The organism is Limimonas halophila, assembly GCF_900100655.1.
Lineage (GTDB): Bacteria > Pseudomonadota > Alphaproteobacteria > Kiloniellales > Rhodovibrionaceae > Limimonas > Limimonas halophila.
The window spans coordinates 1-24516 of the sequence record NZ_FNCE01000005.1; the positions used below are offsets into that span (position 1 = coordinate 1).

General features: G+C 70.7%; 23 protein-coding genes and 1 pseudogene. 6 read left to right on the plus strand and 18 right to left on the minus strand.

What is annotated here, in order from left to right; translation table 11 throughout:
* Window positions 1–416: 416 nt before the first annotated feature.
* Window positions 417–1022, minus strand: a complete 606-nt coding sequence (gene leuD, locus BLQ43_RS07870; RefSeq protein WP_090019599.1) for a 3-isopropylmalate dehydratase small subunit — start codon at window positions 1020–1022, stop codon at window positions 417–419.
* A gap of 74 nt (window positions 1023–1096) precedes the next feature.
* Entirely contained in the window at window positions 1097–2134 is a 1038-nt protein-coding gene (locus BLQ43_RS07875) for an NADP(H)-dependent aldo-keto reductase (RefSeq protein ID WP_090019869.1), read from the minus strand.
* A 265-nt stretch (window positions 2135–2399) separates the two neighbouring features.
* On the opposite strand from BLQ43_RS07875, the gene BLQ43_RS07880 reads away from it, so the two are divergent.
* Entirely contained in the window at window positions 2400–3125 is a 726-nt protein-coding gene (locus BLQ43_RS07880; protein WP_176758579.1) for a Bax inhibitor-1/YccA family protein, read from the plus strand.
* Between the two features lie 249 nt (window positions 3126–3374).
* The gene (locus BLQ43_RS07885) at window positions 3375–5243 is read left to right on the plus strand and encodes a sensor histidine kinase (RefSeq protein ID WP_090019601.1); all 1869 of its coding nucleotides are present in this window, start codon (window positions 3375–3377) and stop codon (window positions 5241–5243) included.
* 29 nt (window positions 5244–5272) lie between these two features.
* Here BLQ43_RS07885 and BLQ43_RS07890 read toward each other — a convergent pair whose 3' ends face one another.
* Complete coding sequence (locus tag BLQ43_RS07890; protein WP_090019602.1) at window positions 5273–5476, minus strand: hypothetical protein; 204 nt, start codon at window positions 5474–5476, stop codon at window positions 5273–5275.
* Between the two features lie 122 nt (window positions 5477–5598).
* Here BLQ43_RS07890 and queC point away from each other — a divergent pair, with 122 nt between their 5' ends.
* On the plus strand, window positions 5599–6315 hold the full coding sequence (gene queC, locus BLQ43_RS07895) for a 7-cyano-7-deazaguanine synthase QueC (protein WP_090019603.1): 717 nt from the start codon (window positions 5599–5601) through the stop codon (window positions 6313–6315).
* Complete coding sequence (gene queE, locus BLQ43_RS07900) at window positions 6305–6937, plus strand: 7-carboxy-7-deazaguanine synthase (RefSeq protein ID WP_090019604.1); 633 nt, start codon at window positions 6305–6307, stop codon at window positions 6935–6937. Before queC ends, queE begins: the two co-directional genes overlap by 11 nt.
* Before the next feature lie 10 nt (window positions 6938–6947).
* Here queE and BLQ43_RS07905 read toward each other — a convergent pair whose 3' ends face one another.
* The 11 genes and pseudogenes from BLQ43_RS07905 to ffh form a co-directional block, all read right to left on the minus strand.
* Window positions 6948–9293, minus strand: a complete 2346-nt coding sequence (locus BLQ43_RS07905; RefSeq protein ID WP_176758580.1) for a mechanosensitive ion channel domain-containing protein — start codon at window positions 9291–9293, stop codon at window positions 6948–6950.
* A gap of 98 nt (window positions 9294–9391) precedes the next feature.
* The gene (locus BLQ43_RS07910) at window positions 9392–10279 is read right to left on the minus strand and encodes a cobalamin-binding protein (protein WP_090019606.1); all 888 of its coding nucleotides are present in this window, start codon (window positions 10277–10279) and stop codon (window positions 9392–9394) included.
* A gap of 27 nt (window positions 10280–10306) precedes the next feature.
* Window positions 10307–10819 (minus strand): adenosylmethionine decarboxylase, encoded by a 513-nt coding sequence (gene speD, locus BLQ43_RS07915; protein ID WP_245659511.1) that lies wholly within the window; start codon window positions 10817–10819, stop codon window positions 10307–10309.
* 395 nt (window positions 10820–11214) lie between these two features.
* Window positions 11215–11379: pseudogene (locus tag BLQ43_RS14910) on the minus strand (RES family NAD+ phosphorylase); the annotation flags it as partial.
* A gap of 12 nt (window positions 11380–11391) precedes the next feature.
* A complete protein-coding gene (locus BLQ43_RS07920) occupies window positions 11392–11826 on the minus strand; it encodes an Xre family toxin-antitoxin system antitoxin (protein ID WP_090019607.1) in 435 nt (144 codons plus the stop codon).
* A gap of 301 nt (window positions 11827–12127) precedes the next feature.
* Window positions 12128–13561, minus strand: coding sequence for a 3-isopropylmalate dehydratase large subunit (leuC, locus tag BLQ43_RS07925; RefSeq protein ID WP_090019608.1), 1434 nt, complete (start codon window positions 13559–13561; stop codon window positions 12128–12130).
* A 171-nt stretch (window positions 13562–13732) separates the two neighbouring features.
* Entirely contained in the window at window positions 13733–14188 is a 456-nt protein-coding gene (gene rplS / locus BLQ43_RS07930; protein WP_090019609.1) for a 50S ribosomal protein L19, read from the minus strand.
* Complete coding sequence (trmD, locus tag BLQ43_RS07935; RefSeq protein ID WP_090019610.1) at window positions 14185–14919, minus strand: tRNA (guanosine(37)-N1)-methyltransferase TrmD; 735 nt, start codon at window positions 14917–14919, stop codon at window positions 14185–14187. Before trmD ends, rplS begins: the two co-directional genes overlap by 4 nt.
* A gap of 34 nt (window positions 14920–14953) precedes the next feature.
* On the minus strand, window positions 14954–15517 hold the full coding sequence (gene rimM / locus BLQ43_RS07940; protein WP_090019611.1) for a ribosome maturation factor RimM: 564 nt from the start codon (window positions 15515–15517) through the stop codon (window positions 14954–14956).
* Window positions 15518–15814: 297 nt separating this feature from the next.
* On the minus strand, window positions 15815–16162 hold the full coding sequence (gene rpsP, locus BLQ43_RS14740; protein ID WP_218119157.1) for a 30S ribosomal protein S16: 348 nt from the start codon (window positions 16160–16162) through the stop codon (window positions 15815–15817).
* Window positions 16163–16236: 74 nt separating this feature from the next.
* On the minus strand, window positions 16237–17748 hold the full coding sequence (gene ffh, locus BLQ43_RS07950) for a signal recognition particle protein (RefSeq protein ID WP_090019612.1): 1512 nt from the start codon (window positions 17746–17748) through the stop codon (window positions 16237–16239).
* Window positions 17749–18028: 280 nt separating this feature from the next.
* Here ffh and BLQ43_RS07955 point away from each other — a divergent pair, with 280 nt between their 5' ends.
* Window positions 18029–20260, plus strand: coding sequence for a mechanosensitive ion channel family protein (locus BLQ43_RS07955; protein ID WP_090019613.1), 2232 nt, complete (start codon window positions 18029–18031; stop codon window positions 20258–20260).
* Between the two features lie 24 nt (window positions 20261–20284).
* On the opposite strand, the gene BLQ43_RS07960 is transcribed toward BLQ43_RS07955, so the two are convergent.
* From BLQ43_RS07960 to cobT, 4 genes are all read right to left on the minus strand, one after another.
* Window positions 20285–20551 (minus strand): hypothetical protein, encoded by a 267-nt coding sequence (locus BLQ43_RS07960; RefSeq protein ID WP_090019614.1) that lies wholly within the window; start codon window positions 20549–20551, stop codon window positions 20285–20287.
* Between the two features lie 425 nt (window positions 20552–20976).
* Window positions 20977–21633: an SLOG cluster 4 domain-containing protein gene (locus BLQ43_RS07965; RefSeq protein WP_090019615.1), complete on the minus strand. Its 657-nt coding sequence runs from the start codon at window positions 21631–21633 to the stop codon at window positions 20977–20979.
* Entirely contained in the window at window positions 21630–22388 is a 759-nt protein-coding gene (locus BLQ43_RS07970) for a PP2C family protein-serine/threonine phosphatase (protein WP_090019616.1), read from the minus strand. Before BLQ43_RS07970 ends, BLQ43_RS07965 begins: the two co-directional genes overlap by 4 nt.
* A gap of 18 nt (window positions 22389–22406) precedes the next feature.
* Window positions 22407–23429, minus strand: coding sequence for a nicotinate-nucleotide--dimethylbenzimidazole phosphoribosyltransferase (gene cobT / locus BLQ43_RS07975; RefSeq protein WP_090019617.1), 1023 nt, complete (start codon window positions 23427–23429; stop codon window positions 22407–22409).
* A gap of 208 nt (window positions 23430–23637) precedes the next feature.
* Between cobT and motA the strand changes: the two genes are divergently transcribed.
* Window positions 23638–24510: a flagellar motor stator protein MotA gene (gene motA, locus BLQ43_RS07980; protein WP_090019618.1), complete on the plus strand. Its 873-nt coding sequence runs from the start codon at window positions 23638–23640 to the stop codon at window positions 24508–24510.
* The last annotated feature ends 6 nt before the right edge of the window (window positions 24511–24516 follow it).

Here is a 24516-nt window from a genome sequence, read left to right on the forward strand (position 1 = left end):
ATACCAGCGGCTGTGGAGGTATATTGATTTTGGTATATGGCCTCATTCTGTCTTTCTCCTGAAAGGAGAAAGGACCAACCCGCCGATGCCGCAGCTTCCTACGGAGATGAGGCGGCTCAAACTTCACTCTTATGATTCTATCTCCATGTCCACTCGTATCATCCCGGCGCGATGCTGGTCTCCAGAGCCAGATGCGATCGAACCGCCAAAAGTTCGTGAGAGACCCATTCGCTTCAGCGAGACGCCGGTGTCGAATGTCAGAGGGGGTTAAACACCCTCGTGTTTACGCCAATCCGAAGCCCGACGCCCGTGCGAGCTTGAGAGACCCATTCACCTCAGCGCGACGCCGGTGTCGAGTGACAGGTGCGATTAACAGCTTCAGCTCGCGCGCCGACGGCGCGCTAACACGCCTGTGTTTAGAACAGCCACGGGCGGCGCTGCTTGTCCTGCTCCTCGAAGGCCGTGATGGCGGCGTCGTTTTCCAGCGTCAGCGCGATGTCGTCGAGCCCGTTGTAGAGGCAGTGCTTGCGGAAGGGCTCGATCTCGAAACCGTAGGTCCCGACCTCGGGATCGGTGACGGTCTGGGCGTCCAGATCCACGGTGAAGCGGCCCCCGTCGCCGCGTTCGGCGAGGGCGCGCAGGTGGCGCACCTGCTCGACGGGCAGGGTGATGGGCAGGATACCGTTCTTGAAGCAGTTGCCGTAAAAGATGTCGGCGAAGCTTTCGGCGATGATGCAGCGGATGCCGTGGTCCAGCAGCGCCCAGGGGGCGTGCTCGCGCGACGAGCCGCAGCCGAAGTTGTCGCCGGCGATCAGGATCTGCGCGCCCTGGTACTCGGGTCGGTCGAGGACGAAGTCGACCGGATCGCCGTTGTCGTCGAAGCGCAGGTCGTAGAAGAGCCCGCGCGACAGGCCGGTGCGCTTGATCGTCTTCAGGAACTGCTTGGGGATGATCATGTCGGTGTCGACGTTGTCCATCCCCAACGGCACCGCCGTCGCGGTCAGACGCGTGAAGGGCTCCATGATGCCGGACCTCCGCTGATGACTGGCGGCAGGGATGTAACCATCCACGGCCGCCGCGGCAAGCATCGCCGCTTTTACGGGCAGGGGTAGGTGTAGACGCGGTGGATGTCCTCCAGCTCGGCCAGCAGCTCCTCGGACAGCGTGACGTCGTGGGCGTCGATGTCGGCCTTGAGCTGGGACATCTTGGTGGCGCCGATGATGGCGGCGGTGGTGAAGGGCCGCGAGACGACGTAGCGGATCGCCATCTGCGCCGGGTCGAGGCCGTGGCGGCGCGCGGCGTCGACGTAGGCTTCCGTGGCCTTCAGGCCCTGCGGCTTGCGGTAGCGCGAGTTCTGCGGGTAGAGCGTCAGCCGCGCGTCCGGCGGCTCCGCGCCGTGCAGGTACTTGCCGGTGAGCATCCCGGCGGCCAGCGGCGCGTAGGCCAGCAGGCCGCAGTCCTCGCGGATGGCGATCTCGGCGTTGCCGGCCTCGAAGCTGCGGTTCAGCAGGCTGTAGGGGTTCTGGATGCTGGCGATGCGCGGTCCGCCGCCCTGTTCGGCGAGGGCCAGGTAGCGCATCACGCCCCACGGCGTTTCGTTGGACACGCCGACGTGCTTGATCTTGCCGCTGCGCTGGATCGCGTCCAGCGCTTCCAGGGTGTCTTCCAGCGGCGTCCACTGGCCGTCGGCGGTGAAGTCGAAGCCCAGCTTGCCGAAGTAGTTGGACGGCCGCTCGGGCCAGTGCAGCTGGTAGAGGTCGATGGCGTCCGTGCCCAACCGGCGCAGGCTGGCGTCCACGGCGTTTTCCAGGTTTTCGCGCGTGAAGCGCGGGCCGCCGCGGACGTGGGCGAAGCGCTGGCCGGGGCCGAGCGCCTTGGAGGCGAGCACGATCTTGTCGCGCGTGCCGCGCGCCTTCAGCCACGCGCCGATGATTTCCTCGGTGCGGCCGTGCAGCTCGTCCTGGTAGGGCGTGGGATACATCTCCGCCGTGTCGACAAAGTTGATCCCGCGCTCCAGGGCGTAGTCCATCTGCTCGAAGGCCTCGTCGCGCGTGTTCTGCGTGCCCCAGGTCATCGTGCCCAGGCACAGCGCGCTCACGCGCAGCCCGGTGCGGCCGAGCGGGCGGTACTCCATCGGCTGCTCCCCTTTGCTGTTGCGCGCGGAGGCTTGCACATGCGCGGGCGGGCGCAAAGCCCGCCAAAGCCGCGTCACGGGCGCGCGCCGCGCCGCTGGCGGACATCGACACAACCGGGTACCGTGTGGCAATTCCTTGAATCAAACCGTTTGCGCTTGAACTCCGGCGTTGGAGCGCGAATATTTGATGGCAGAGGTTCTCAGCGCGGGCCGGTGTGCCGGACGCGTGCGTGAATCACCGCTGACCGGAAGGGAACGGACAAACATGGCAGAGAGCCCTGATCGCCGCACGATGACGCGCGCGCAGGCGGAGGCCGCACAGGTCGACGTCGGGCTGCGCAACTACATGCTGCGCGTCTACAACTACATGGCGCTGGGCGTGGCGTTCACGGGCGCGGTCTCGCTCCTGACGCTGTCGAGCCCGGCCATCTTCCAGACCGTCGCCAGCCTGATGCTGCTGTGGTTCATCGGCATCCTGGGGCTGAGCTTCTTCGGCCCGCGCATCATCGCCAGCAAGTCGGTGGGCGCGGCGCAGATCTGCTTCTGGACCTACGCCGGGCTTTGGGGGCTCTTCCTCGCGCCCGTGCTGATGCAGTACCTCTCGATGGATCCGTGGCTGGTGCCCCGGGCGTTCTTCATCACGACCGGCGCCTTCGCGGGGCTGAGCCTGTTCGGCTACACCACGAAGAAGGATCTGGGCCCGGTCGGCACCTTCTGCGCCATGGCGCTGATGGGGATGATCGTGGTGATGATCGTCAGCTTCTTCTTCACCACGGGCTCGCTGTTCTCGCTCCTGTTCTCCGGCGCCGTCGTGCTGATCATGGCCGGCATGACCGCGTATCAGACGCAGGAGGTGAAGAACCGCTACGACGCCGGCGATTCGGGCGACGTGGCGGCCAGCAAGTCCATCTTCGGCGCCTTCGAGCTGTACACGACCTTCATGGTCATGTTCATCAACGTCCTGCAGATCCTGGGCATCATGCAGGAATGACGCCGGCGCCCACGCGGCGCGGTCGGACCCGACGGCCCGGACGGCTCGCGCCGCCCGGGCCGTTTGCTGTTCGGGGCCATCCCCGGGCCGCCGCCATCGCTGCGCTGCGGCACTTCCTCTAAAAAGCCAAGTTTTACCAAAAATCACGGAAATTTGAGCCGCCGGCCACCTTGCCGGAACACCGGTTTATGCGCTGTGGTGGAGACTGCCACCATGTTTCGCAACTGTTGTGCAGCCGTGTGAGGCTCCATGCCGGCGTTCCGGCACCTGTTGACCCGCTTGAGCGCATCCCTGCGCTGCCGGCTGTGCTGGCGCGTCGCCGCCGTGGTGTTCCTCAGCATCCTGCTGGTCGAAGCCGTCATCCTGGTACCGTCCTACTTCGACTACCGCTCGGATCTCGTGGCCCGGGCGCGGCACGGCGGGCAGGCGGCGCTCACCGCGTTGCTGTCGCCCGTCGCCGACGGGCGAAGCGAGCCGCACGTGCACAGCGTGCTGCAAGCGGGCAAGCGGCTGCCCGGCGCGACGCCGGTGCAGGGCGGGCGGCTGCTCACGCCCGAGGGCGCGGAACTGGGCCGCTTCGGCGACGCGCCGAAGACCCTGCCGGACGCGCTGCGCGACGGCCCGGCGTGGACGGACGGGGGGCGCTCCCTGCTGGTCTACTACCCGCCGGAAGAGCTCAACGTCACCGGGTACGGCGTCGTCGCGCGGCTGCAAGCGGGCTGGATCGAGACCGAGCTGCACGCCTTCGTCTGGCGCATCGCCGGGTTGGTGTTGCTCATCTCGCTGACGGTGTGCGCCGCCACGATGGCCGTGGTCGGGCGCACGGCATTGGCTCCCATGCTGCGGCTGCGCGACCGGCTTCAGCGCGCAATGGCCGATCCCGAGCACGCCGATTCGCTCCGCGTCGAGGCCGGCAACGACGAATGGCGCGACGTCGGGCGTGCGGTGCGCGACCTGCTGCGCCACGTCGCGCGCACGCACCGAGAGGATCTGGCGTTCATGCACGCGCTGGCCGACCAGACCAGCGACGCCATCGTCGCCTACGACGCCCACGACCGGCCGGTGTACGCCAACGCCGCGGCGCGCAGCTTCGTCGGCGCGGACAGCTTCGACGCCATGGCCGCCGACGGCCTGCCACGCGCTCGCCTGCCCGAGGAGGAGACGCTGCGCAGCCTGGGCGAGCTGGTGCGCGAGGGTGTGGGCGAGGGCGAGGTCGTCGCCGAGGACGCGGACGGCGCGCCGCGGCCGATGCTGCTCAAGATCGCGGACCTCGGGGAGCGCACGAGCGGCGCGGTGTGCCGTTACGCTTCGCTGACGGACATCTCCGAGCTGCGCGCGACGCAGGAGCGCCTGGAGCGCCAGAACATGGAGCTGGAGGCGGCCAACCGCGCCAAGAGCGAGTTCCTGGCCAACGTCAGTCACGAACTGCGGACACCGCTCAACGCCATCATCGGTTTCTCCGAACTGTTGCGCGATCAAGCTTTTCCGGACGAAAGCAGCGCCCAGTTCCGCGAGTACTGCGAGGACATCCATGTCAGCGGCCAACACCTCCTGGCGCTGATCAACGACATCTTGGACATCTCCAAGGTCGAGGCCGGGCGCTACACGCTGCAGGAAACGGAGCTGGCGCCGTCGGATCTGCTGCACGCCTCGCTGCGGCTGGTGCGCGGGCGGCAGGAAGCGCGCACCGTGGACCTGGAGGTGGACGCGCCGGCGGGGCTGCCCCGGGTCTGGGCCGATCACCGGGCGATCAAGCAGATCCTGGTCAATCTGCTCGCCAACGCGCTCAAGTTCACGCCGGAGGGCGAGCGTGTCACCGCCTACGCCACGCGAAGCAGGGACGGGGGCGTGGAGATCGGCGTGCGCGACACCGGGCCGGGTATGTCGCGCGACCAGATCGCCCGCGCCTTCCGGCCCTTCGAGCAGGTCAATGCGGATCGCCATCGCCGCAAGGCCGAGGGCACGGGGCTGGGGCTGACGCTGGTGAAGGAGCTGGCGGAGCTGCACGACGGGTCGGTGAGCGTGGACAGCACGCCGGGCGAGGGCACGACGGTGCGCATCCACCTGCCGCCGTCGCGCGTCGTGGGCGTGCGGGACACCGTCGAGGCCGCGTCCTGACGGCATGCCCGGCCGGCCGCCGCGACGGGTCAGGCGGGAACCCGGCTCAGGCCGGCGAGGAGCAGCAGGATCCCGCACAGCACGAGAAGCCCGCCGGTCACGCAGACGATGCCGCCCAGCGCGCGGTGGGCGATCCCGGCATGCTCCGTCACCATCGGCGCCGTGACGGCGCACATGAAGGCGCCGAGCGGCGTGAGAACCAGGAAATAGCCGATGCAGTCCAGCGCGGACATGAGAGCGACCGTGGTGTGTGGTTTCCCGATGGCGGCTGAGACCAGTCTGCCCAAGCGGACGGGTGGCACAATGGCGCTCACGGGAATATGACCGGGACGGGGCGAGCGAACGGGAGGCCCGGATGCGCGATGACGCGGCGCTGCTGCTGTTTTCCGGCGGCCAGGACAGTGCCACCTGCCTGGCGTGGGCCCTGACGCGGTTTGCGCACGTGGAAACGGTCGGCTTCGCCTACGGCCAGCGCCACGACGTGGAAATGCGCTGCCGCGAGGATGTCCGAGCGGCGGTGCCGGCGAGCCTCGACGCCGATGCCGGGACCCTTGGTGAAGACCACCTCGTGGAGGCATCCGGGCTGGCGCAGGTCGCTGAGAGCGCGCTGACCAGCGAGCGCGCCATCGAGATGGCGGACGACGGCCTGCCCAGCACCTTCGTGCCGGGGCGCAACTTGATCTTCCTGACCTACGCGGCGGCCCTGGGCTACCGGCGCGGGCTGCGCCACCTCGTCGGCGGCATGTGCGAGACGGACTACTCCGGCTACCCGGACTGCCGCGACGACACCGTGAAGGCCATGCAGGTGGCGCTGAACCTGGGCATGGCGGCGCGCTTCGTGCTGCACACCCCGCTGATGTGGCGCGACAAGGCCGCCACCTGGGCGCTGGCGGAGCAGCTCGGCGGCGGCGAGCTGGTGGAGACGATCCGCGTGCGCACGCACACCTGCTACCGCGGCGACCGCTCCGTGGAACATGCCTGGGGCTACGGCTGCGGCACCTGCCCGGCGTGCGAGCTGCGCGCCGAGGGCTGGCGGCGCTACCGCGCGGGCGAGGCGACGGATGGCGTATAGCGCCAAGGAAATCTTCTACACCCTGCAGGGCGAGGGCGCGCACGCCGGCCGGCCGGCAGTGTTCTGCCGATTCGCGGGCTGCAACTTGTGGTCCGGGCTGGAGCGTGACCGCGCGCACGCCGTCTGCCAGTTCTGCGACACCGACTTCGTGGGCACGGACGGCCCCGGCGGCGGCAAGTTCCGCGACGCCGACGCGCTGGCGGAGGCGGTGGCCGACAAATGGCCGAACGAGCAGGGCGCGCCCTTTGTCGTCTGCACGGGCGGAGAGCCGCTGCTGCAACTGGACGCGGCGGCGGTGGCCGCGTTCCACGCGCGCGGCTTCGCCGTGGCGATCGAGACCAACGGCACGCGCGTCCCGCCCGCCGGGGTGGACTGGGTGTGCATGAGCCCCAAGGCGGGCGCGCCGCTGACCTTGACCGAAGGCGACGAACTGAAGCTGATCTACCCGCAGCACGGGGCACCGCCCGAGGCGTACGCCGACCTCGCTTTCCGGTACTTCTACCTGCAGCCCATGGACGGGCCCGAGCTTCAGGCCAACACCGAGGCCGCCGTGGCCTACTGCATGGCCAACCCGCAGTGGCGGCTCAGCCTGCAAACGCACAAGATGCTGGGGATCCGTTGAGCGGGCGCGGTCAGCTCTCGCCCTCGCCCGGATAGGCGACGGCGGCCGGGCGCGAACGCCTCGGCTGGGCCGCGCGCGCTTCCGGCGCCTCGCCCGTGCTTTCCCCCTCAAGGCGCACGCGGGCGGGCGCGGCCTTGCCTTCGTGATCCTGGGTGAAGGCGAGGGTGCGGTGGGGCACGCCCAGCGTGATGCCCGCGGCGTCGAAGCGCGCCTTGGCGCGGCGCAGGATCTCCCGCCGCACGGCCCAGTGCATCAAGGGCCGGGTCTTCATGCGCACGCGCACCTCCATCCCGGCCTCGGTCATGCGCTCCAGCCCGAAGATCTCCATGGGCCCCAGGATCAGCGGTCCCCACTCGGCGTCGGTGCGCAGCTCCTCCCCGATGTCCTCCAGGATGGCGGTGACGGCGTTGACGTCCTCCCGGTAGCCCACGGGGAGGTCGGCCAGCGCGTAGCCGTGGTCGCGCGTCATGTTCAGCACGCTCGTGACCTCGTTGAAGGGCACGACGTGGACGTAGCCGTTGAGATCCCGCAACGAGACCGTGCGGATCGTGAGCGCCTGCACCTCGCCGCTGTGGCCGCCGATTTCCACCCAGTCGCCCACGGCCAGGCTGTTCTCCGCCAGGATGAAGACGCCCGTGATGACGTCCTTCACCAGCGTCTGCGCGCCGAAGCCGATGGCCACGCCGATCACGCCCGCGCCGGCCAGCAACGGGCCGATGTTCAGGCCCAGCTCCGGCAGTACCAGGATCGCCGCCACGAGGATGACGACGCCGCGGATGACGTTGCGCGCCAGCGGCAGCAGCGTCTCCATGCGGGCGCGCTGGCGCGGGTCGTCGCGTTCGCGGCTGCGCGCCAGCCGCCGGGCGATGACGGCGTCGATTCCCTCCCACACCGCGAACGCCGCGGTCGCCGTGAGGACCACCGCCAGGACGGTGAGGATGACCTCTCGGCCCAGGCTCGACGTCAGCCAGTCCAGCGTCCCTGCACCCCAGACGTGAAGGATGACGAGGACCGCGGCGATGTTGACCAGCCACCCGAGGACCCGCCGCAGCGCGGGGAGGAAGCGGTTCGCCGCCGGCTCCAGGCTGGGGCGGGCGCGGCGCATCTCCTCGCCGATGTGCAGGCAGCGTTTGAGGCCGCGGTCGAGGCCGATCTGAAGGACGCGCACGGCGATCAGGGTGATGATCGTGAGCGTCCCCGCCTCGGCCAGGAAGCGGAAGCCGCCCGGAATTTCCAGCGCCCACACCGCGTAGACGGCGACGATGAAGACCGCTGCCACCAGGTGCCAGACCTCCGCCAGCGCGCGCATGCCCGGCGACCGCACGCGCGGCTCGTGCGCGGGACCGCGCAGCCAGCGCGCGACGTGGGTGCGCATCTGCGTGAAGAAGACGATCAGCGCCACCGCCAGGCCGAGCGCCAGCAGGCGCTGGAGCACGTGGTACGCGCTCGTCGCCAGCCCCAGTTGGTCCAGGGCCTCCAGTCCCATGAAGCCGATGATCGCTGTGCCGCCCAGCCGCCGCAGCCAGCGCGTCAGGTGGCCGGCCATGGCGTCGCTCAACGGCAGGGGGCGCAGTTCCGGCGTCTGCGGGGCGAGGACGAAGCGCCCCACGATCATCAGTCCGCGCGCCGCCATCCACGCCTGGATCAGGAGCAACGCGACCATCTCGGCCACGATTCCGAACCGCAGCAGCTGCACCACGCTCAGCGCCACCATCCCGAACGCGGCCACGGGCGCCGCGCGCATGAGCATGCGCAGGAAGGCCATGGCGGTGCGGGCGCCGGCCGTGGGGCGCACGTGGGCGCGCAGACGCTCGCACTGCGGCCGCAGCAGCCAGGCGACGACGGCTTCGATGGCGAATCCCGCCAGCAGCACGATTGCCAGCCGCCCGGCCAGGCGCAGCCACGTGTTGCGGGCGGCCGGGTTCGCCATACCGGCCTGAAAGCGGTCGATCGCGGCCGGGATGCGGCCGATCTCGGCGGCGAACTCGCTCAACGCCGTGCCGGCGGCGTTCAGGCGGTCGTTGAGCGTCTCGCGGGCCGAGGCCACGAGGCTTCTGGCCGCGCGCTTGGCGACCGGCTCTTCCTCGTCGCCGCCCGTCTCCTGCTGGGCGGCGAGGAGGGTGTCCAGCCGCCGCAGGAAGCGTTCCCGCGCCGCCGGATCGCGCAGCGTCTCCGCCAGCGCTTCCAGGTCTTTGCGGCTGACGGTCTCCTGCGCGCTGCCGGTTTGCTCGCTTTCCCGGCCGGCGTCGGCCACGAAGTCGGGCAGCTGCGGCGTCTGCGCGGTGACCGGGAGCGCGGTCGCGAGGGTGAGCAGGACAATGAGCGCGGGGATGGACCGCCGCAACAGCGTGCGCACGAAGGCTCTCCCCAAAGGTTTCGTGTCGGCAGGGCATAGCGGCTTGCGGGCATCCCCGGCAAGCGGCGACCCCGTGCGCATCGTGTGGCGGGCGTGTGTTACGCCTGTTGGCCCATCACCTCGGGGTGCAGGTGCGCGGCGAGGTGTTCGGCCGAGTCCGCCAGGCGCGGGCCGGGGCGGCTGAACAGGGCGTTGGCGTCCACGGCGTGCACGCGCCCCGTGCGCACGGCGCGCAGCCGGGTCCACCACGGCTGATGGGTCAGGGCCGCCAGCTCCGCGTCCACGCGCTCGCGGGCGAAGCCGCAGGGCATGGCGACGATGACGTCGGGATCGGCCGCCGCCAGGTCGTCGGGCGAGATGAAGAAGGCGGGCGCGCCCGGGGTGTTGAAGACGTCCGTGCCGCCGGCCGCCGCGATCAGCTCCGGCACCCAGTGGCCGCCGGCCATGAGCGGGTCCAGCCACTCCAGCGCCGCCACGCGCGGGCGCGGGCGGCCGGCCGTGGCCATGCGCACCGCCTCGACCCGCCGGGCCAGGGCCTGCGCCAGTTCCGCGCCCGCCGCCGGGACGCCGATCGCCTCGGCGACGCGCTCAACGTCGCGCCAGACGTCCGCCAGCCGCGCCGGGGCCAGGGAGAGCAGCCGCGCCCCGCCGGTCAGCTCGGCCACGGCCGCTTCCACGTCCGCCAGCGACACCGCGCAGACGTCACACCGGTCCTGCGTCAGCACGAGGTCCGGCCGCAGGTCCGCCAGCAGCCCCCGGTCCAGGTCGTAGAGGCTGAGGGCGTCGCCCAGGGTTCGTTTCACCTGCGCATCGATTTCGGCGCTGGCCGCGCTGCTGTCGATGCGGGCGCTGGTGACGGCGGGCAGCCCGGCCACGTGTGGGGGATGGTCGCATTCGTGCGACCGCCCCACGAGCCGGTCGCCGCAGCCCAGCGCCGCCACGATTTCCGTGGCGTTGGGCACCAGGCTGACGATTCGCCGGGGCATGCCTGCGGGCCGGTTTGTGCGGGTGCGTCAGGCGTCGGCGGGCATGCGCCCGCGCACGTGCTCCTGCACGTCCAGGCGGTGGGGCGTGAAGGCCTCGCGCAGCACCTCGACCGCCCGCTCGGGCTCACTGTCGCCGCACATGAAGACGTCCAGCGCCGCGTAGCCGCGTTCCGGCCAGCTGTGGATGGAGATGTGCGACTCCGCCAGCACGGCCACGCCGGTCACGCCGCCGTTGGGCGTGAAGTGGTGGAAGTGCGTGTGCAAGAGCGTGGCGCCGGCCTCGCGCGCGGCGCGTTCGAGGGTGGTCCGCACGTGGTCCACGTCGTCGATGCCGTGGGCGTCCCACACATCGATGATGAGGTGGCGGCCAGCGAAGCACTCGCCGTTTTGAACAACGAAATGATCGGGGCTGTCCGCACGCAGCTCGCCCGCATCGGGCCCCGTGCGCTCGGCCTGCGGAAGGGTGGAAACCGTCGCCTGGGCGTCGCTCGGAAAAGCTTCCGAGTCCATCCCCAGTGTGAGGGTGTCGTCCGTGTGCATCGTGCACCCCCCTGGACCAGCAGATGAACCAGAAGTCCGGGCCGCATGGACCCGGGGCTCGTGTTGTGCCGCGCCCCCGAGGGCAGGTTTGCGGAACAAAAAAACGGACGCCGCGTGCGCGGGCTGTTCCCGCGCCGAACGTCCGCTCGTCGACGCCTCAGGTCGCCGCTTGCGTGGAAAATCCTGCTGCCGTCCGCCGCCAGCGCGTCGCTGCTTTGGCCGGCGTTGCGGCGACGGACCGTGTCCGGCCCCTACGTCGTGTGCCGGAATGTGGCGCGTGCCAGTCCGCCGGTCAAGCGTGATCGGTCCGCGTGGTCGCGGTCCAGTCACGGGGCGCGCGCGTTTGGAGCGCCGGGTGGTGGGGGCTGTGCAAGCGTCAGGAGCGGCTCGCGGCGTCACCCGAACAGGCGTGGATCGAAGCTGAAGGGGCGCGTCGCGGGTTCCTCAAGGACGCCGGCCGCCGGATGGCGCGGATTCAGCAAGAGGTTCGAGGCCTCTTCGACCAGCCGGGAGCGAACGCGGAGTATCGGCGTGCTTCGCCCGCGCCAGCCGCCACCCGCTTGTCGGCAGGGTCATGCCGCGAGGCCGTGATCGATCCGGTTCAGCAGGTCTTCGACCAGGCGCACGCCCTCGTCGGTGTCGAAGAGGTTCACCGGGCGCTGCTCGCCGAGCGCGCGCGAGGGGCGCGTCATCCAGGTGTGGGCGCGGGTGCTGTCGCCGAAGGTGCCGACGGCGTGCTGAAACACCCGGAAAAAGCGTGTGACGCGGTCGGACTGCGCCGGGCTCAAACGGCCCGTACGCTTGCTGTGTGCCGCCGTGCGCGGCGCCAGGATGCCCAGGTGCGTCAATGCCTTGAAGGACAGCCCGAGCCGCTCGGCGGTTTCTTCGACCAGGGCGATGGGAAGGCCCTCGCGCACGGATGCGATGACGGCCAAATGGCGGGTCGGCTCCGCCGCGCGCTGGGCTTCCAGGTAGGTTTCGGGCGTCAGGCTCACGGGCTCGGTCATGGCATCCTCGTGCAAGCTGCCGTCAGTCTAGGGGCAGGTTGCACGGGTGCGCAAAGGGGACCGGCGTAGGCCGGTGTCGGCGGGGGCCGGGCACCTTTCCCAAGACGGACGCAAACATCTCGTTTGGAAGGCGTCCGGTCGACTGACTGACGGGGTCAAACTGCCAGTCAGTTTGGCGGATTGCCGCTTGCGCGGCTAATCCGCCCTACTAGTCTAATCGGCCCTACCAGTCGTGGCACCGTCCCCAAGATTGACGCAAACGGCGAATTTTCTCGGGCGTCCACCTGCCTGACTGGTGCGATCAAACAAGCTTTGTTTGCTCAGCTTCTTGGACCATCTCGCGCACATCGGTGATGTGGCCGGTGATGGCGGCGGCGGCGGCCATGGCGGGGGACATGAGGTGGGTGCGTCCGCCGCGGCCCTGGCGGCCCTCGAAGTTGCGGTTCGAGGTGGAGGCGCAGCGCTCGCCGGGCTCCAGGCGGTCGGAGTTCATGGCCAGGCACATGGAGCAGCCGGGCTCGCGCCACTCGAAGCCGGCCTCGGTGAAGATGCGGTCCAGGCCCTCTTCCTCGGCCTGCTCGCGCACGAGGCCGGAGCCGGGAACGATCATGGCGTGCACGCCGTCGGCGACCGTGCGGCCCTTGGCGACCTTGGCGACCTCGCGCAGATCCTCGATGCGGGCGTTGGTGCAGGAGCCGATGAAGACCTTGTCCAGCTTCAGGTCCTGCATGGGCGTGCCCGGCGTGATGCCCATGTAGTCCAGCGAGCGCGCGATCGAGCGCCGGCGGCTTTCGTCGGGCGCGTCGGCCGGGTCCGGCACGGCGCCCGTGACCGGCACGACGTCCTGCGGCGAGGTGCCCCAGGAGACCTGCGGCGCGATCTCGTCGGCGTGCAGGACGACCTCGGTGTCGTATTCGGCGCCGGGGTCGGAGGGCAGGGAGCGCCAGTACTGCACGGCCTGCTCCCACTGCCCGGCCTTGGGGGCGTAGGGGCGGCCCTTGATGTACTCGAAGGTGGTCTCGTCGGGCGCGATCATGCCGGCGCGGGCGCCCGCCTCGATGGACATGTTGCAGATGGTCATGCGCCCGGCCATGGAGAGCTCGCGCACGGCCTCGCCGGCATACTCGATGACGTGCCCGGTGCCACCGGCGGTGCCGATCTTGGCGATGATGGCCAGGATCAGGTCCTTGGCGGTGGTGCCCTCGGGGCGCTTGCCGTCCACGGTGATGCGCATGTTCTTGGCCGGCTTCATCAGCAGCGTCTGCGTGGCGAGCACGTGCTCGACCTCGCTGGTGCCGATGCCGAAGGCCAGGGCGCCGAACGCGCCGTGCGTGGCGGTGTGGGAGTCGCCGCAGACGATGGTCATGCCCGGCTGGGTCATGCCCTGCTCGGGGCCGATGATGTGGACGATGCCCTGGCGCGGGTCGTCCATGCCGTACATCTCGACGCCGAAGTCGCGGCAGTTCTGCTCCAGCGTCTCCACCTGGACGCGGCTGTCTTCCTCCGCGATGCCCTGGGCGCGGTTATAGGTGGGGACGTTGTGGTCGCACACCGCCAGGGTCGCGTCGGGGCGGCGGACGGCGCGGTTGTTGAGCCGGAGCCCCTCGAACGCCTGCGGACTCGTGACCTCGTGGACGAGGTGGCGGTCGATGTAGAGCAGGCAGGTGCCGTCGTCCTTCCGCTCGACCACGTGCTCGTCCCAGATCTTGTCGAACAGCGTCCGGGGCTTGCTCATCGAAAGGCTCCTTTTCACCGCCGCGCCGGTCCCAGGGGTATCACACGATCTGGGATCGGCGCGCGCCCGAACAACACCCGCGCGCGGCGGGTGGACATGCGCGAACGCCGGCCGGGTGTTTCACCGGCCGGCGCCAACCACGCACGCATCGCGCACGCCCAGAGGTGGGGGTCAGCCCTGGTTCTGGGCCGGGGTCTTGCGCTTCTTGTTGCTGCGCCGGCCCTTGGCGCTGGTGCTCGCGGCCGCGCGCTGCTTGGCGACGTCGCCCGTGACCTTTTCGGGGATGCGGGCCGACTTCCCCTTGCGGTTGCGCAGGTAGTACAGCTTCGCCCGGCGGACGTCGCCGCGCTTGAGCACCTGGATGGAGTCGATGTTCGGCGAGTACAGCGGGAAGACGCGCTCGACGCCCTCGCCGAAGCTGTACTTGCGCACGCGGAAGGAGGAGTTGATCCCGCGCTGCTTGAACGCCAGCACGGTGCCGTCGAACGCCTGGACGCGCTCGCGGTTCCCCTCAACGACGCGCACGTTCACGCGCACGGTATCGCCAGCCCCGAAGCTGGGGATGTCCTTGTTCTGGGTCTGGCGCTCGCGCTCTTCGGCTTCGAGCTCCTGGATGATCGGTTTCATCGCTCGTCGTCCTCAGGCTCGTGGTCCGTTTGCCCGACGTAGCGCGCCCAGAGGTCGGGTCGCCGCGCCTTGGTGATGCGCTCCGCCTGGTCGCGGCGCCACTGGCGGATGCGCGCGTGGTGTCCGGAGAGCAGCACGTTGGGGGCGCGGCGCCCCTGCCACTCCGCCGGACGGGTGTAGTGCGGGTGCTCCAGCAGCCCGCTCTCGAAACTCTCGTCCGCGCCGCTTTCGGCGTTGCCCATGACGCCCGGCAGCAGCCGCACGACGGCGTCGAGGACCAGCATGGCCGCCACCTCGCCGCCGGAGAGCACGACGTCTCCGACCGACAGCTCGGCGACGTTGCGGGCCTCCAGCACGCGTTCGTCGACGCCCTCGTAGCGCCCGCACAGCAGCGTCAGCCCCGGCTCGCCGGCCAGCTCGCGCACGACGCTCTGGTCGAGCACGCGTCCGCGCGGCGAGAGGTAGACGACCGGGCCGGGCCGGTCCGCGACGGACGCGAGGGCCGCGTCGACGACGTCCGGGCGCATGACCATCCCGGCGCCCCCGCCCAGCGGCGGGCTGTCAACGGAGCCGTGTTTATCGTACGCGTGCGCGCGGATGTCCAGGGCATCCAGGTGCCAGATCCCGCGCTCCAGCGCCTTGCCGGCCAGGCTCACCCCGAGCGGACCCGGAAAGACCTCCGGGAAGAGGGTGAGGACCGTCGCCGTCCAGGGCTGGCTCTGCGCCGTCATCCACGCTCCGTCCGCCGGGGGGGGTCGGCCCCGGTCACGCCGTCTCTTCGTCCTCGGCCGTGTCCGCGCCGCCGGGGCTTTCGGTTTCCACCGGCGGGTCGGCGACGATGCGCCCGCCCGCGATGTCCACCGTGGGCACGACGTCCCGGGTGAAGGGCAGGAGGCGGGCGGCGCCGTCCGGCCCCGCGATCTCCAGGATGTCGCCGGCGCCGTGGTCGTGGACCGCGGCGACGGTGCCCAGCGATCGGCCGGCCGTGTCTTCCACCGGCAGCCCGATGAGGTCCGCGTGGTAGAAGGTATCGTCCTCCGCCGGCTCCGGCAGCTTGGCGCGGTCCACGTAGAGCCGCGTGCCCTTGAGGGCGAGCGCGGCGTCGCGGTCCCGCACCCCGGCGATTCCCGCGAGCACCGTGCCCTTGTGCGTGCCGTGGACGGTCAGCTCGTAGCGGTGCCGCCCCGATTCGTCCGTGACGGGCCCGTAGGCGCCGACGGCTTCGGGCTCGCCGGTGAAGGGCTTGATGCGGACGCTGCCGCGCACGCCGTGCGCGCCCACGACCACGCCCAGGCAGACCCGCTGGTCTGTGTTGGGCTCATCGGGCATGGCGTCACCTCGTCGGGCCACCGCTACGCCGGCATCGCGTGGGAGCGACACCACCCGGCCGCGACCGACGCCGGTGCCGGCAGACGGGCGCCGGTAGCTTCCAAGCTACCCACGCCGGAGTCCGCAAACACCGCGTGGGAGCGACACCACCCGGCCGCGACCGACGCCGGTGTCGGCAGACGGGCGCCGGTAGCTTCGAAGCCTCTCGCGCCGGGGTCCGAAAACACCGCGCGGGAGCGACACCACCCGGTCGCGACCGACGCCGGTGTCGGCAGACAGACGCCGGTAGCTTCCAAGCTACGCGCGGCTGCCGCTGCGACCGGTGCCGCGGCCCTTGCGCGGGCGCTCGGCCTTGGGGATGTGGTTGCGCGTCTGCTGCGGGATGGAGCGCGGGGTGATCAGCTCCTCCTTCTCCAGCAGGCGGTGCACACGGTCCGTCGGCTTGGCGCCGTTGTTGAGCCACTGCGTCGCGCGCTCGCTGTGGATCTTGTAGCGCTCGGGGTGATCCGGCGGGACCATCGGGTTGTAGAAGCCGATCTGGTCCACGAAGCGCCCGTCGCGGGGGGCGTCCTTCTCGGCCACCACGATGCGGTAGAAGGGCCGCTTCTTGGCGCCCTTGCGCATCAGGCGAATCGCCAGCGCCATGTGTGTTTCTCCCTTGCTCGCTGGGTCGTCGTCGAAGAGGCGTCGTCTCGTGATTGCGTGGTGTGGGAAGCGGGTCAGCGCTTGCGCCCACGCCCGCGCCCCGGCTTGCCGGTGCCGGGCAGGCCGCTGGGCATGCCGCCGCCGGTTCCGGGCAGCCCGCCGCCGGGCATGCCGCCCCCACCGGGGAGGCCGCCCCCGCCGGGCATGCCGCCGCCAGCGCCCGGCATGCCACCGGGCATGTCGCTCATGTCGGGCATGCCGCCCTTCGCGCCTTTTTTGCTCTGCTTGCTGGCGCGCTTCATCATCTTCTGGGCTTCCTGGTGCTGCTTGAGCAGCTTGTTCACGTCCTGGACGGTCATGCCGGAGCCGGCGGCAATGCGGCGTTTGCGCGAGGCCTTGATGATCTCGGGCCGCTTGCGCTCCTGCTCGGTCATGGACTGGATCATGGCGATCTGCCGGTTGACCGACTTCTCGTCGACCATGCTTTCCAGGTTCTTCATCTGCTTGCCCAGCTGGCCCATGCCGGGAAGCATCTTCATGAGCGCCTGCATGCCGCCCATCTTCTGGAGCTGGCGGTACTGCTGGGCGAGGTCGTCCAGGTCGAACTTGCCCTTCTGAACCTTCTTGCGGAGCTTTTCGGCCTGCTCCTCCTCGACCGTCTCCTGGGCCTTTTCCACGAGCGAGACGACGTCGCCCATGCCCAGGATGCGGTTGGCGATGCGCTCGGGGTGGAAGGGCTCCAGCGCGTCCACCTTTTCGCCCGTGCCCATCATCTTGATGGGCTGGCCGGTGACCGCGCGCATGGACAGGGCCGCGCCGCCGCGCGCATCACCGTCCACGCGGGTGAGGACGATGCCGGTGACGCCCACGCCCTCGTGGAACTTCTGGGCGGTGGTGACGGCGTCCTGACCGGTCATGGAATCGGCGACGAGCAGCGTCTCGGCGGGCTCGGCGGCGTCGCGCACCTCGACGATCTCGTTCATCAGCTCGTCGTCGATGGCGAGCCGGCCGGCGGTGTCCAGCAGGACGATGTCGTAGCCCTGGAGCGTGGCCTCGCGCTTGGCGCGCTTGGCGATGGCCTTGGGCGGCTCGCCCTGGACGTTTTCCAGCACGGTGACGCCGATCTGCGCGCCCAGCGTGCGCAGCTGGTCCTGGGCGGCGGGCCGGCGCACGTCCAGCGAGGCCATCAGGACCTTCTTGCGCTGCTTGTCCTGGAAGTACTTGGCGAGCTTGGCCGTGGAGGTCGTCTTGCCCGAGCCCTGGAGGCCGACGAGCATGATGGGCGTCGGCGGCTCGGTGGTGAGCTCGATCTCGGCGTGTTCGCCGCCCAGCATCTCGGTCAGGCGGTCGTGGACGATCTTCACGACCTGCTGGCCCGGCGTGACCGACTTCGTCACCTCCTGCCCGACGGCGCGCTCGCGCACGTCGGCGACGAACTGCTTGACCACGGGCAGGGCGACGTCGGCCTCCAGCAGCGCCAGACGCACCTCGCGCAGCGCCTGGTCCACGTCCTTCTCGGACAGTGCGCCGCGGCCCTTGAGGCCCTCGAAGACTGTGCCCAGCCGCTCTTGCAGGCTGTCGAACATCGCCGCGATCCTTTCCGGCCGTCCGGCCGCGGTCCCGTCCCACCGGCCGGCCGGGTCCAATGATGCAGTCAGCACCAAACGCGCCAGTGCGCGACCCCTCGCGGACTGGCGGAGCTCCCCGCAGGCTGATGCGACCGGGAGCTGGACGACACCGGGACGGTGGCTATGGACTGAGCGTGTCTACGCCCGCGCGAGGCGGCTCGTCAAGGCACGTGCTTTACATGTCGAAACCGAGCCCGTATCGACACCTTCGTTCAACCACAATGTCCGTACGAGCCCCATGATGCTGCGCGTTTGCCGCCTGACCGCCCTGCTGGCCGTGCTGCTTGCCGGCCTGACTGCCGCCCTTCCCGCGACGGCGCAAGCGCAAGCCGCCGAGGATCCGGTGGATCGCCAGGCCGTCGAGCGCCTGATCCAGAAGCTGGACGATCCCGAGGCGCGGGCGGAGCTGAAGGCGGAGCTGCAAGCCCTGATCCAGGCCGAGCGCGCGGCCGAGCCCGAAGCGGAACCGCAGCCGCAGGGCCTGGGCGGCCGCCTGCTGGCGGGCGTGAACGCGCGCATGGGCGTCGTCGCCGAGCAGCTCGACAGCGCCGCCGCCACGGCCGCGGCGGTTCCCGGCGCCGTGGCGGGGCTCGCGGCGAAGGCGAGCGACCCGGCGGTGCTGCGGCAGTGGGCGGAAATGCTGGTGCGCCTGGTCGTTACGCTGGCGGCCGGGGCCTTGGCGTCGTGGATCGCCGCCCGCCTGCTGCGCCGGCCGCGCCACGCGCTCGCGGACCGGCTGGCCGCCGGGCTGGGGCTGCGCGCGCTCTACCTGCTGGGACGGACGCTGCTGGATCTCGTGCCCATCGCCGCCTTTGCGGGCGTGGCCTACGCCGTGCTGCCCGCGCTCGGCCCCGGTCCCGGAACGCGACTCGTGGCGCTGACGCTGGTGAACGCGCACGTGCTGGTGGCGCTGGTGCTGGTGGCGGCGCGCTTCCTGCTGGTGCCGCACGCGCCGGCGCTGCGGCTGGTGCCGCTCAGCGACGAGGGGGCACACAGCCTCTACCGCTGGGCGCGGGGCTTCGTGCAGCTCGCGGTCTACGGCTTCTTCCTGCTGGAAGCGGCGCTGCTGCTCGGGCTGCCGGCGCCGGCTCAGGGCGTGTTGATGAAGCTGCTGGGGCTGGGCCTGACCGTGATCGCGGTGCGCTTCGTGCTGCGCCACCGGGGCGAGGTTGCCGCCGTCCTGCGCCGCGAGCCCGGGGAATCGGGCGAGCGCCGCCGCCTGCCGCGCGTGCGCGTGCCGCAGGCCGTGGGCATGGTGCGCGCGCGCCTCGCCGACGTCTGGCACCTGCTCGCCAGCCTGGTGGTCGTGGCGCTCTACCTGACCTGGGCGCTGGAGGTGCCGGGCGGTTTCGCCTTCCTCGCCCGGGCGCTGGCGCTGACGCTGCTCGTGGTGGTGGGCGCGCAGCTCGCCGTGCGCGGGGGTGCGGCGCTGATCGTGCGGCTGTTCCGCAGCACCGAGCGCTTCGCGGACCGGGTGCCCGGCCTGCCGCAACGCGCCGCGCGCTATGAGGGGCCGGTGCGCCGGCTGATCACGGGCGTGATCGCCGTGCTCGCGGTGCTTGCGGTGCTGCACGCCTGGGGGTTGGGCTCGCTGGCGTGGCTGACCTCGGACCACGGCAGCGCGCTGGTGGCGAACCTGGTCAGCATCGCGTTGATCGTGGCCGGCACCTTCGTCGCCTGGGAGGTCGCCTCGATCCTGATCGAGCGCTCGCTGTCACGCGAGAGCGAAACGGGGGCGAGCACGCGCAAGCAGACCCTGTTGCCGCTCGTGCACAACGTGGTGCGCATCGCGCTGACGGTGATCGCGGCGATGATCGTGCTGTCGCAGATCGGTCTCGACATCGGCCCGCTGCTGGCCGGCGCCGGCGTCATCGGCCTCGCCGTCGGCTTCGGCGCGCAGGCGCTGGTGAAGGACGTCATCACGGGCGGCTTCCTGCTGATGGAGAACGCCCTCTCGGTGGGCGACTGGATCGAGGCGGGCGGCCACGCCGGCGAGGTCGAGCGGCTGACCATCCGCACGGTCACGCTGCGCGACCTCGCGGGCACGGTGCACGTCCTGCCCTTCAGCGACGTGACCTCGGTGACGAACTACAACCGGGGCTACGGCTACGCGCTGATCGACGCCGGGGTGGCCTACCGCGAGCGCACCGAGGAGGTGGTGCGCCTGCTGCATCGGGTGGCGGACGAGCTGCGCAACGACCCCGAGTGGTCGCCCTTCATCCTGGGCGAACTGGAGGTCTTCGGGCTCAACAACCTGGGCGATTCGGCCGTGGAGATCCGCGTGCGGATGAAGACGCGTCCGCTCAAGCAGTTCGCCGTCAAGCGCGCCTTCCTGGAGCGCATGAAGCGCGTCTTCGACGAGAACGGCGTGGAGATCCCCTTCCCCCACCGAACGCTCTACTTCGGCGTGGAGAAGGACGGCAGCGCGCCGCCGGTCCACGTGGCGCAGGAAAGCCCCGCGACCGCCTGACGGGCGCGGGGCCGGTTCCCATGCCTAGTCGGCCGTGGCGGTTTCGGTGTCGGCGGACCGAGGTGCCTCCGCCGTTTGCGGGGCGTCGGCCGGCGAAACCTTGGCTGGCTCGGCCTCGGCGCGCTGTTCGGCGCGTTCCTCGGCCCGCTCCGAGGCGTAATGGTTGCCGGCCACGTACCCGGCCCCAGCGCCCGCGGCGCCCAGCAAAACGGCGCCGCACCCGGCTTGCGAGAGTCCGAGCGCGACCAAGAGCGCGTAGGCGCCCAGGCGGCGCGTGCGACGGTCAGCCATGATTCCACCTCCGGGATCGGTGCCACGCGGCAACGCCTGGGCGGCGCTCCGCGATCGCGTCGCCGGATGGTAGCAGCGTGACGCCGCGTTGCTCGTGCGCTATTGGGAAGTAAATCCGAAACGGGACGGGGCTCCCCGCGTGGCAGGGGAAGTCTTACTCGGAGTCGTCGCAGCCATCGTCAGTTTCGTCGCTGTTTCAGCCGCCGTTCTCGTTCACCGCGTCGGCGGCAGGAATTTTTCAGATCCTGGTAAACTTTACGTCCAGAGCGATGATACCTTGACCGGATTGACCCTTGCCCGGTTCCGGCGCGCCCGGCGATCAGAAGGGTGCCCGCACGATGAGCGGCGGCGCGCGCGGCCACGGCGGCAATGACGCACCCCTTGCGGGTGGCCGTGATGGCGGAACGGCTGGTCAGCGTGTCCGGTCAGGTGGGGGCGATCGGGAGCGCCAGCACGGCCCGCGCCACGTCCTCGGCGGCGGCGTCCACGCTGTCGCGCTGGATCACGCCCGAGAGGACCGGCGCGTCGGCCAACGCGATGATGGGCGTGCCGAATTGGCGGCAGTAGGCCACTTCCGAGGTGGTGCCGTGGCCGCCGCCCACGGCGATCGCGGCCAGCCCGGCGCGCGTGATGACGGCGTTCCGCGCCACGCCCAGGCCGGTGGCGATGGGGATGGTGACGTGCGGGTTCGCGGTGGCCCAGTCGCCTTCCGGCAGGAGCCCCACGCTGGTGCCGCCGGCCGCGGCGACGCCCTGGCACACCGCGTCCATCACTCCGGCCAGGCCGCCGCAGACGACCGTGAGGCCCATGCCCGCCAGGGTTTCGCCCACGGCCACGGCGGTCGTGTGCTGCTGGGGCGTGGGGTCGCGCGTGCCCAACACCGCGACGGGCACGCGGCAGGGGTGACCGCTTTCGCGCTGAAGCCAGGTCACGGCCTCGCGCGGCGTTACGGGCTCGCCGCCGTCCGCCGGCTCGCGCATCGCCGACCAGGTCCGCAGCGCGGGATCGAACACACGGCCGCCGTGGCTCAGGCGGTTCGTCGCGCGGTCCAGGCGCAGCCCCCCATCCCCGGCCGCGCTCACGCCTGCACCTCCACCAGGACGATGGAGATGTTGTCCTTGCCGCCTTCATTCATGGCGTCGCGGAAGAGCGCTTCCACGGCCGCCGCGCCGTCCAGGCCCGCCAGGCGCGCGCCGATGGTGTCGGGGCTGACGAGATCGGTGAGCCCGTCGCTGGCGAGCAGGTAGCGGTCGCCGGCTTGCGGCGTGTCGGTGTCGGCGTGCGCCGCCACCTCGACGTAGCCGCTCTGCCCGCCCAGGGACTGCGTCAACATGGGGCTCGTGTGGGCGGCCGTGCGGCCGTCGGCGAGCTTGGGGCCGGGCGTGTCGTCGGTGCTGAGCTGCACCAGCTCGCCGGCGCGCCAGCGGTACGCGCGGCTGTCCCCGACGTTGGCGAGGATGGCCTCGTCCGGGCGCAGCACCAGCGCCACGACGGTCGTGCCCATGCCGGGCGCGCCGTCGCCCGTCTCCATCATCTCGTAGAGGTGGCGGTTGGCTTCCTGCAGAAGCTGCGCCGCCTGGTCCGGACGCGCGATCTGGCCCATGCGCTTGGCGAGGTAGCGCGTCGCGCCCTCGCTGGCGACGTCGCCGCTGGCGTGGCCGCCCATGCCGTCGGCGACGATGGCCGTCACCGGGCCGGGCAGCTGGGGATGCAGCGTTTTGGGCCGCTCCAGGTCGTTGACGGCCACCCAGTCGCCCACCGCCAGGCTGTCCTCGTTGTGGGCGCGCATGCCGCCTGTGTGGGTCAGCGCGTGGACGGTGACACGCTCGATCGACACGGCTGCCTCGCTCCCGTCTCAACTCAATGGGGTCACACCGGCGGCGTCGAGCGTGGTCATGCCGGTGTGACAGGCGCAAGCGCTCTGAATCAGGGGAATCGCCAGTGCGGCGCCCGTGGCCTCGCCCAGGCGCATGTCCAGATCCTGCAGCGCCCGCATGCCGAGCGCGTCCAGCAGGCGGCGATGGCCCGGCTCGGCGGAGACGTGCGCGACGACGCAGTGATCCAGCATCCCCGGCGCGAGCGTGGTGAGCGTGGCCGCGGCGGCGGTGGCGGCGTAGCCGTCCAGGACCACGGGCACGCGCGCCAGCCGGCAAGCCAGCACCGCGCCCGCGACGGCCGCAAGCTCCAGCCCGCCCACGCGGCGCAGGATCTCCAGGCCGTCGGTGAAGCCGTCGGCGTGCAGGCGCAGGGCGGTGGCGACGACCTCGGCCTTGTGGGCGACACCCGCCTCGTCCAGGCCGCTGCCGGGGCCGACCCAGTCGCGCGCCGGGCCGCCGAAGACGGCGGCGGAGAGCGCGGCGGCGGCGGTGGTGTTGGCGATGCCCATCTCGCCCAGCGCCATGAGGTCCATCTCGCCGTCCACGGCCATCATGCCGTAGGCCATGGCGCGCGCGGCCTCGTCCTCCGTCATCGCGGGCTCGCGCGTGAAGTCGCGCGTGGGCTCGTCCAGCGCCATCTCGTAGACGCGCAGGTCCACGTCCATCAGCCCGCAGATGCGGTTGATGGCGCCGCCGCCGTCGATGAAGGTGCGAACCATCGCCTGCGTGGCGCTTTGCGGGTAGGCGGAAACGCCCTGCGCCGCGACGCCGTGGTTGCCGGCGAAGAGCGCGATGTGGGGGCGTGTGGCCGTGGGCGGGTGCTTGCCCTGCCAGGCGGCGAGCCAGCCCGCCAGCGCCTCCAGCCGGCCCAGCGAGCCGGGCGGCTTGGCCAGGCCCCGCTGCTGCTCGGCGGCGCGGGCGCGGGCGTCCTCGTCCGCCGCCGGCAGTTCGTGCGCCAGACGGCGTATTTCGCTGAAGTCGGCGGCGTCGGATGCGGCCATGCGGTCCTTCCCGGCGGGGTCCAGGTGCCGTCACACCGCCGTATACGCGCTGTGCGGGGCCGTCGCCACCCCGCAGCGGCGGCGGGATTTCCCGCCGGCCGTGTCGGGACGGCGATACGTACCCAAAAAGTTTTTACGATTTGTTGAGCCTGTCGAGGCTATCCCGCCGGCTGCGTGGCTGAATCTGGGCGAGGCGCGAGGAGCTGACATGCTGCCGCTCGTTGGTATCGGCGTGGTCCTGGTTTGCGTGTTCGGCGGCTACATCATGGCCGGCGGCAAGATCCAGGTGGTGCTGGAGGCGCTGCCATTTGAGTTCATGATCATCGGCGGCGCCGCGACGGGCGCGCTCATCACCGGCAACTCGCTGCCCGTGGCGAAGCGGGCGGCCGGCGGCTTCTTGAAAGTGGTGCGGGGCGCCAAGTGGGGCAAGAAGGACTATACCAACCTGCTGTGTCTGCTGTTTCAGCTCGCCCGCCTGCAGAAGCAGAAGGGCAACCTCGCCATCGAGGGTCACGTCGAGCAGCCCAGCGAGAGTTCCATCTTCACCAACTATCCCCGCGTCATGAAGGATGAGGAAGCGGTAACCCTGACCGCGGACACGCTGCGCATGCTGACGCTCGACATGGACAATCCCCACCATGTCGAGGACTACATCGATGCGCGCCTGGAAAAGCAGCACAAGGAACACCTGCAGCCGGCGCATTCCCTCGCGCTGATCGCGGACGCCCTGCCCGCGCTGGGGATCGTCGCGGCCGTGCTGGGCGTCATCAAGACGATGGCCAGCATCGATCAGCCGCCCGAAGTGCTGGGCCATCTGATCGCCAGCGCGCTTGTGGGCACTTTCCTGGGCGTCTTCCTGTCCTACGGAATCGTCGGCCCGATCGCGAACCGGCTGAAGCAGATCTACGAGGAAGAACATAAATTCTACCACGTCATCCGCGACGTGATCATCAACATGGCCAACGGCTACGCGCCCCAGGTCGCGGTCGAGGTCGGGCGCGGCAACATCCCCGGCCATCTCCAGCCGAGCTTCCACGAGGTCGACGAGGCCGTGAACGAGCTGCCGCGCGAGACCAGCTGATCCGGC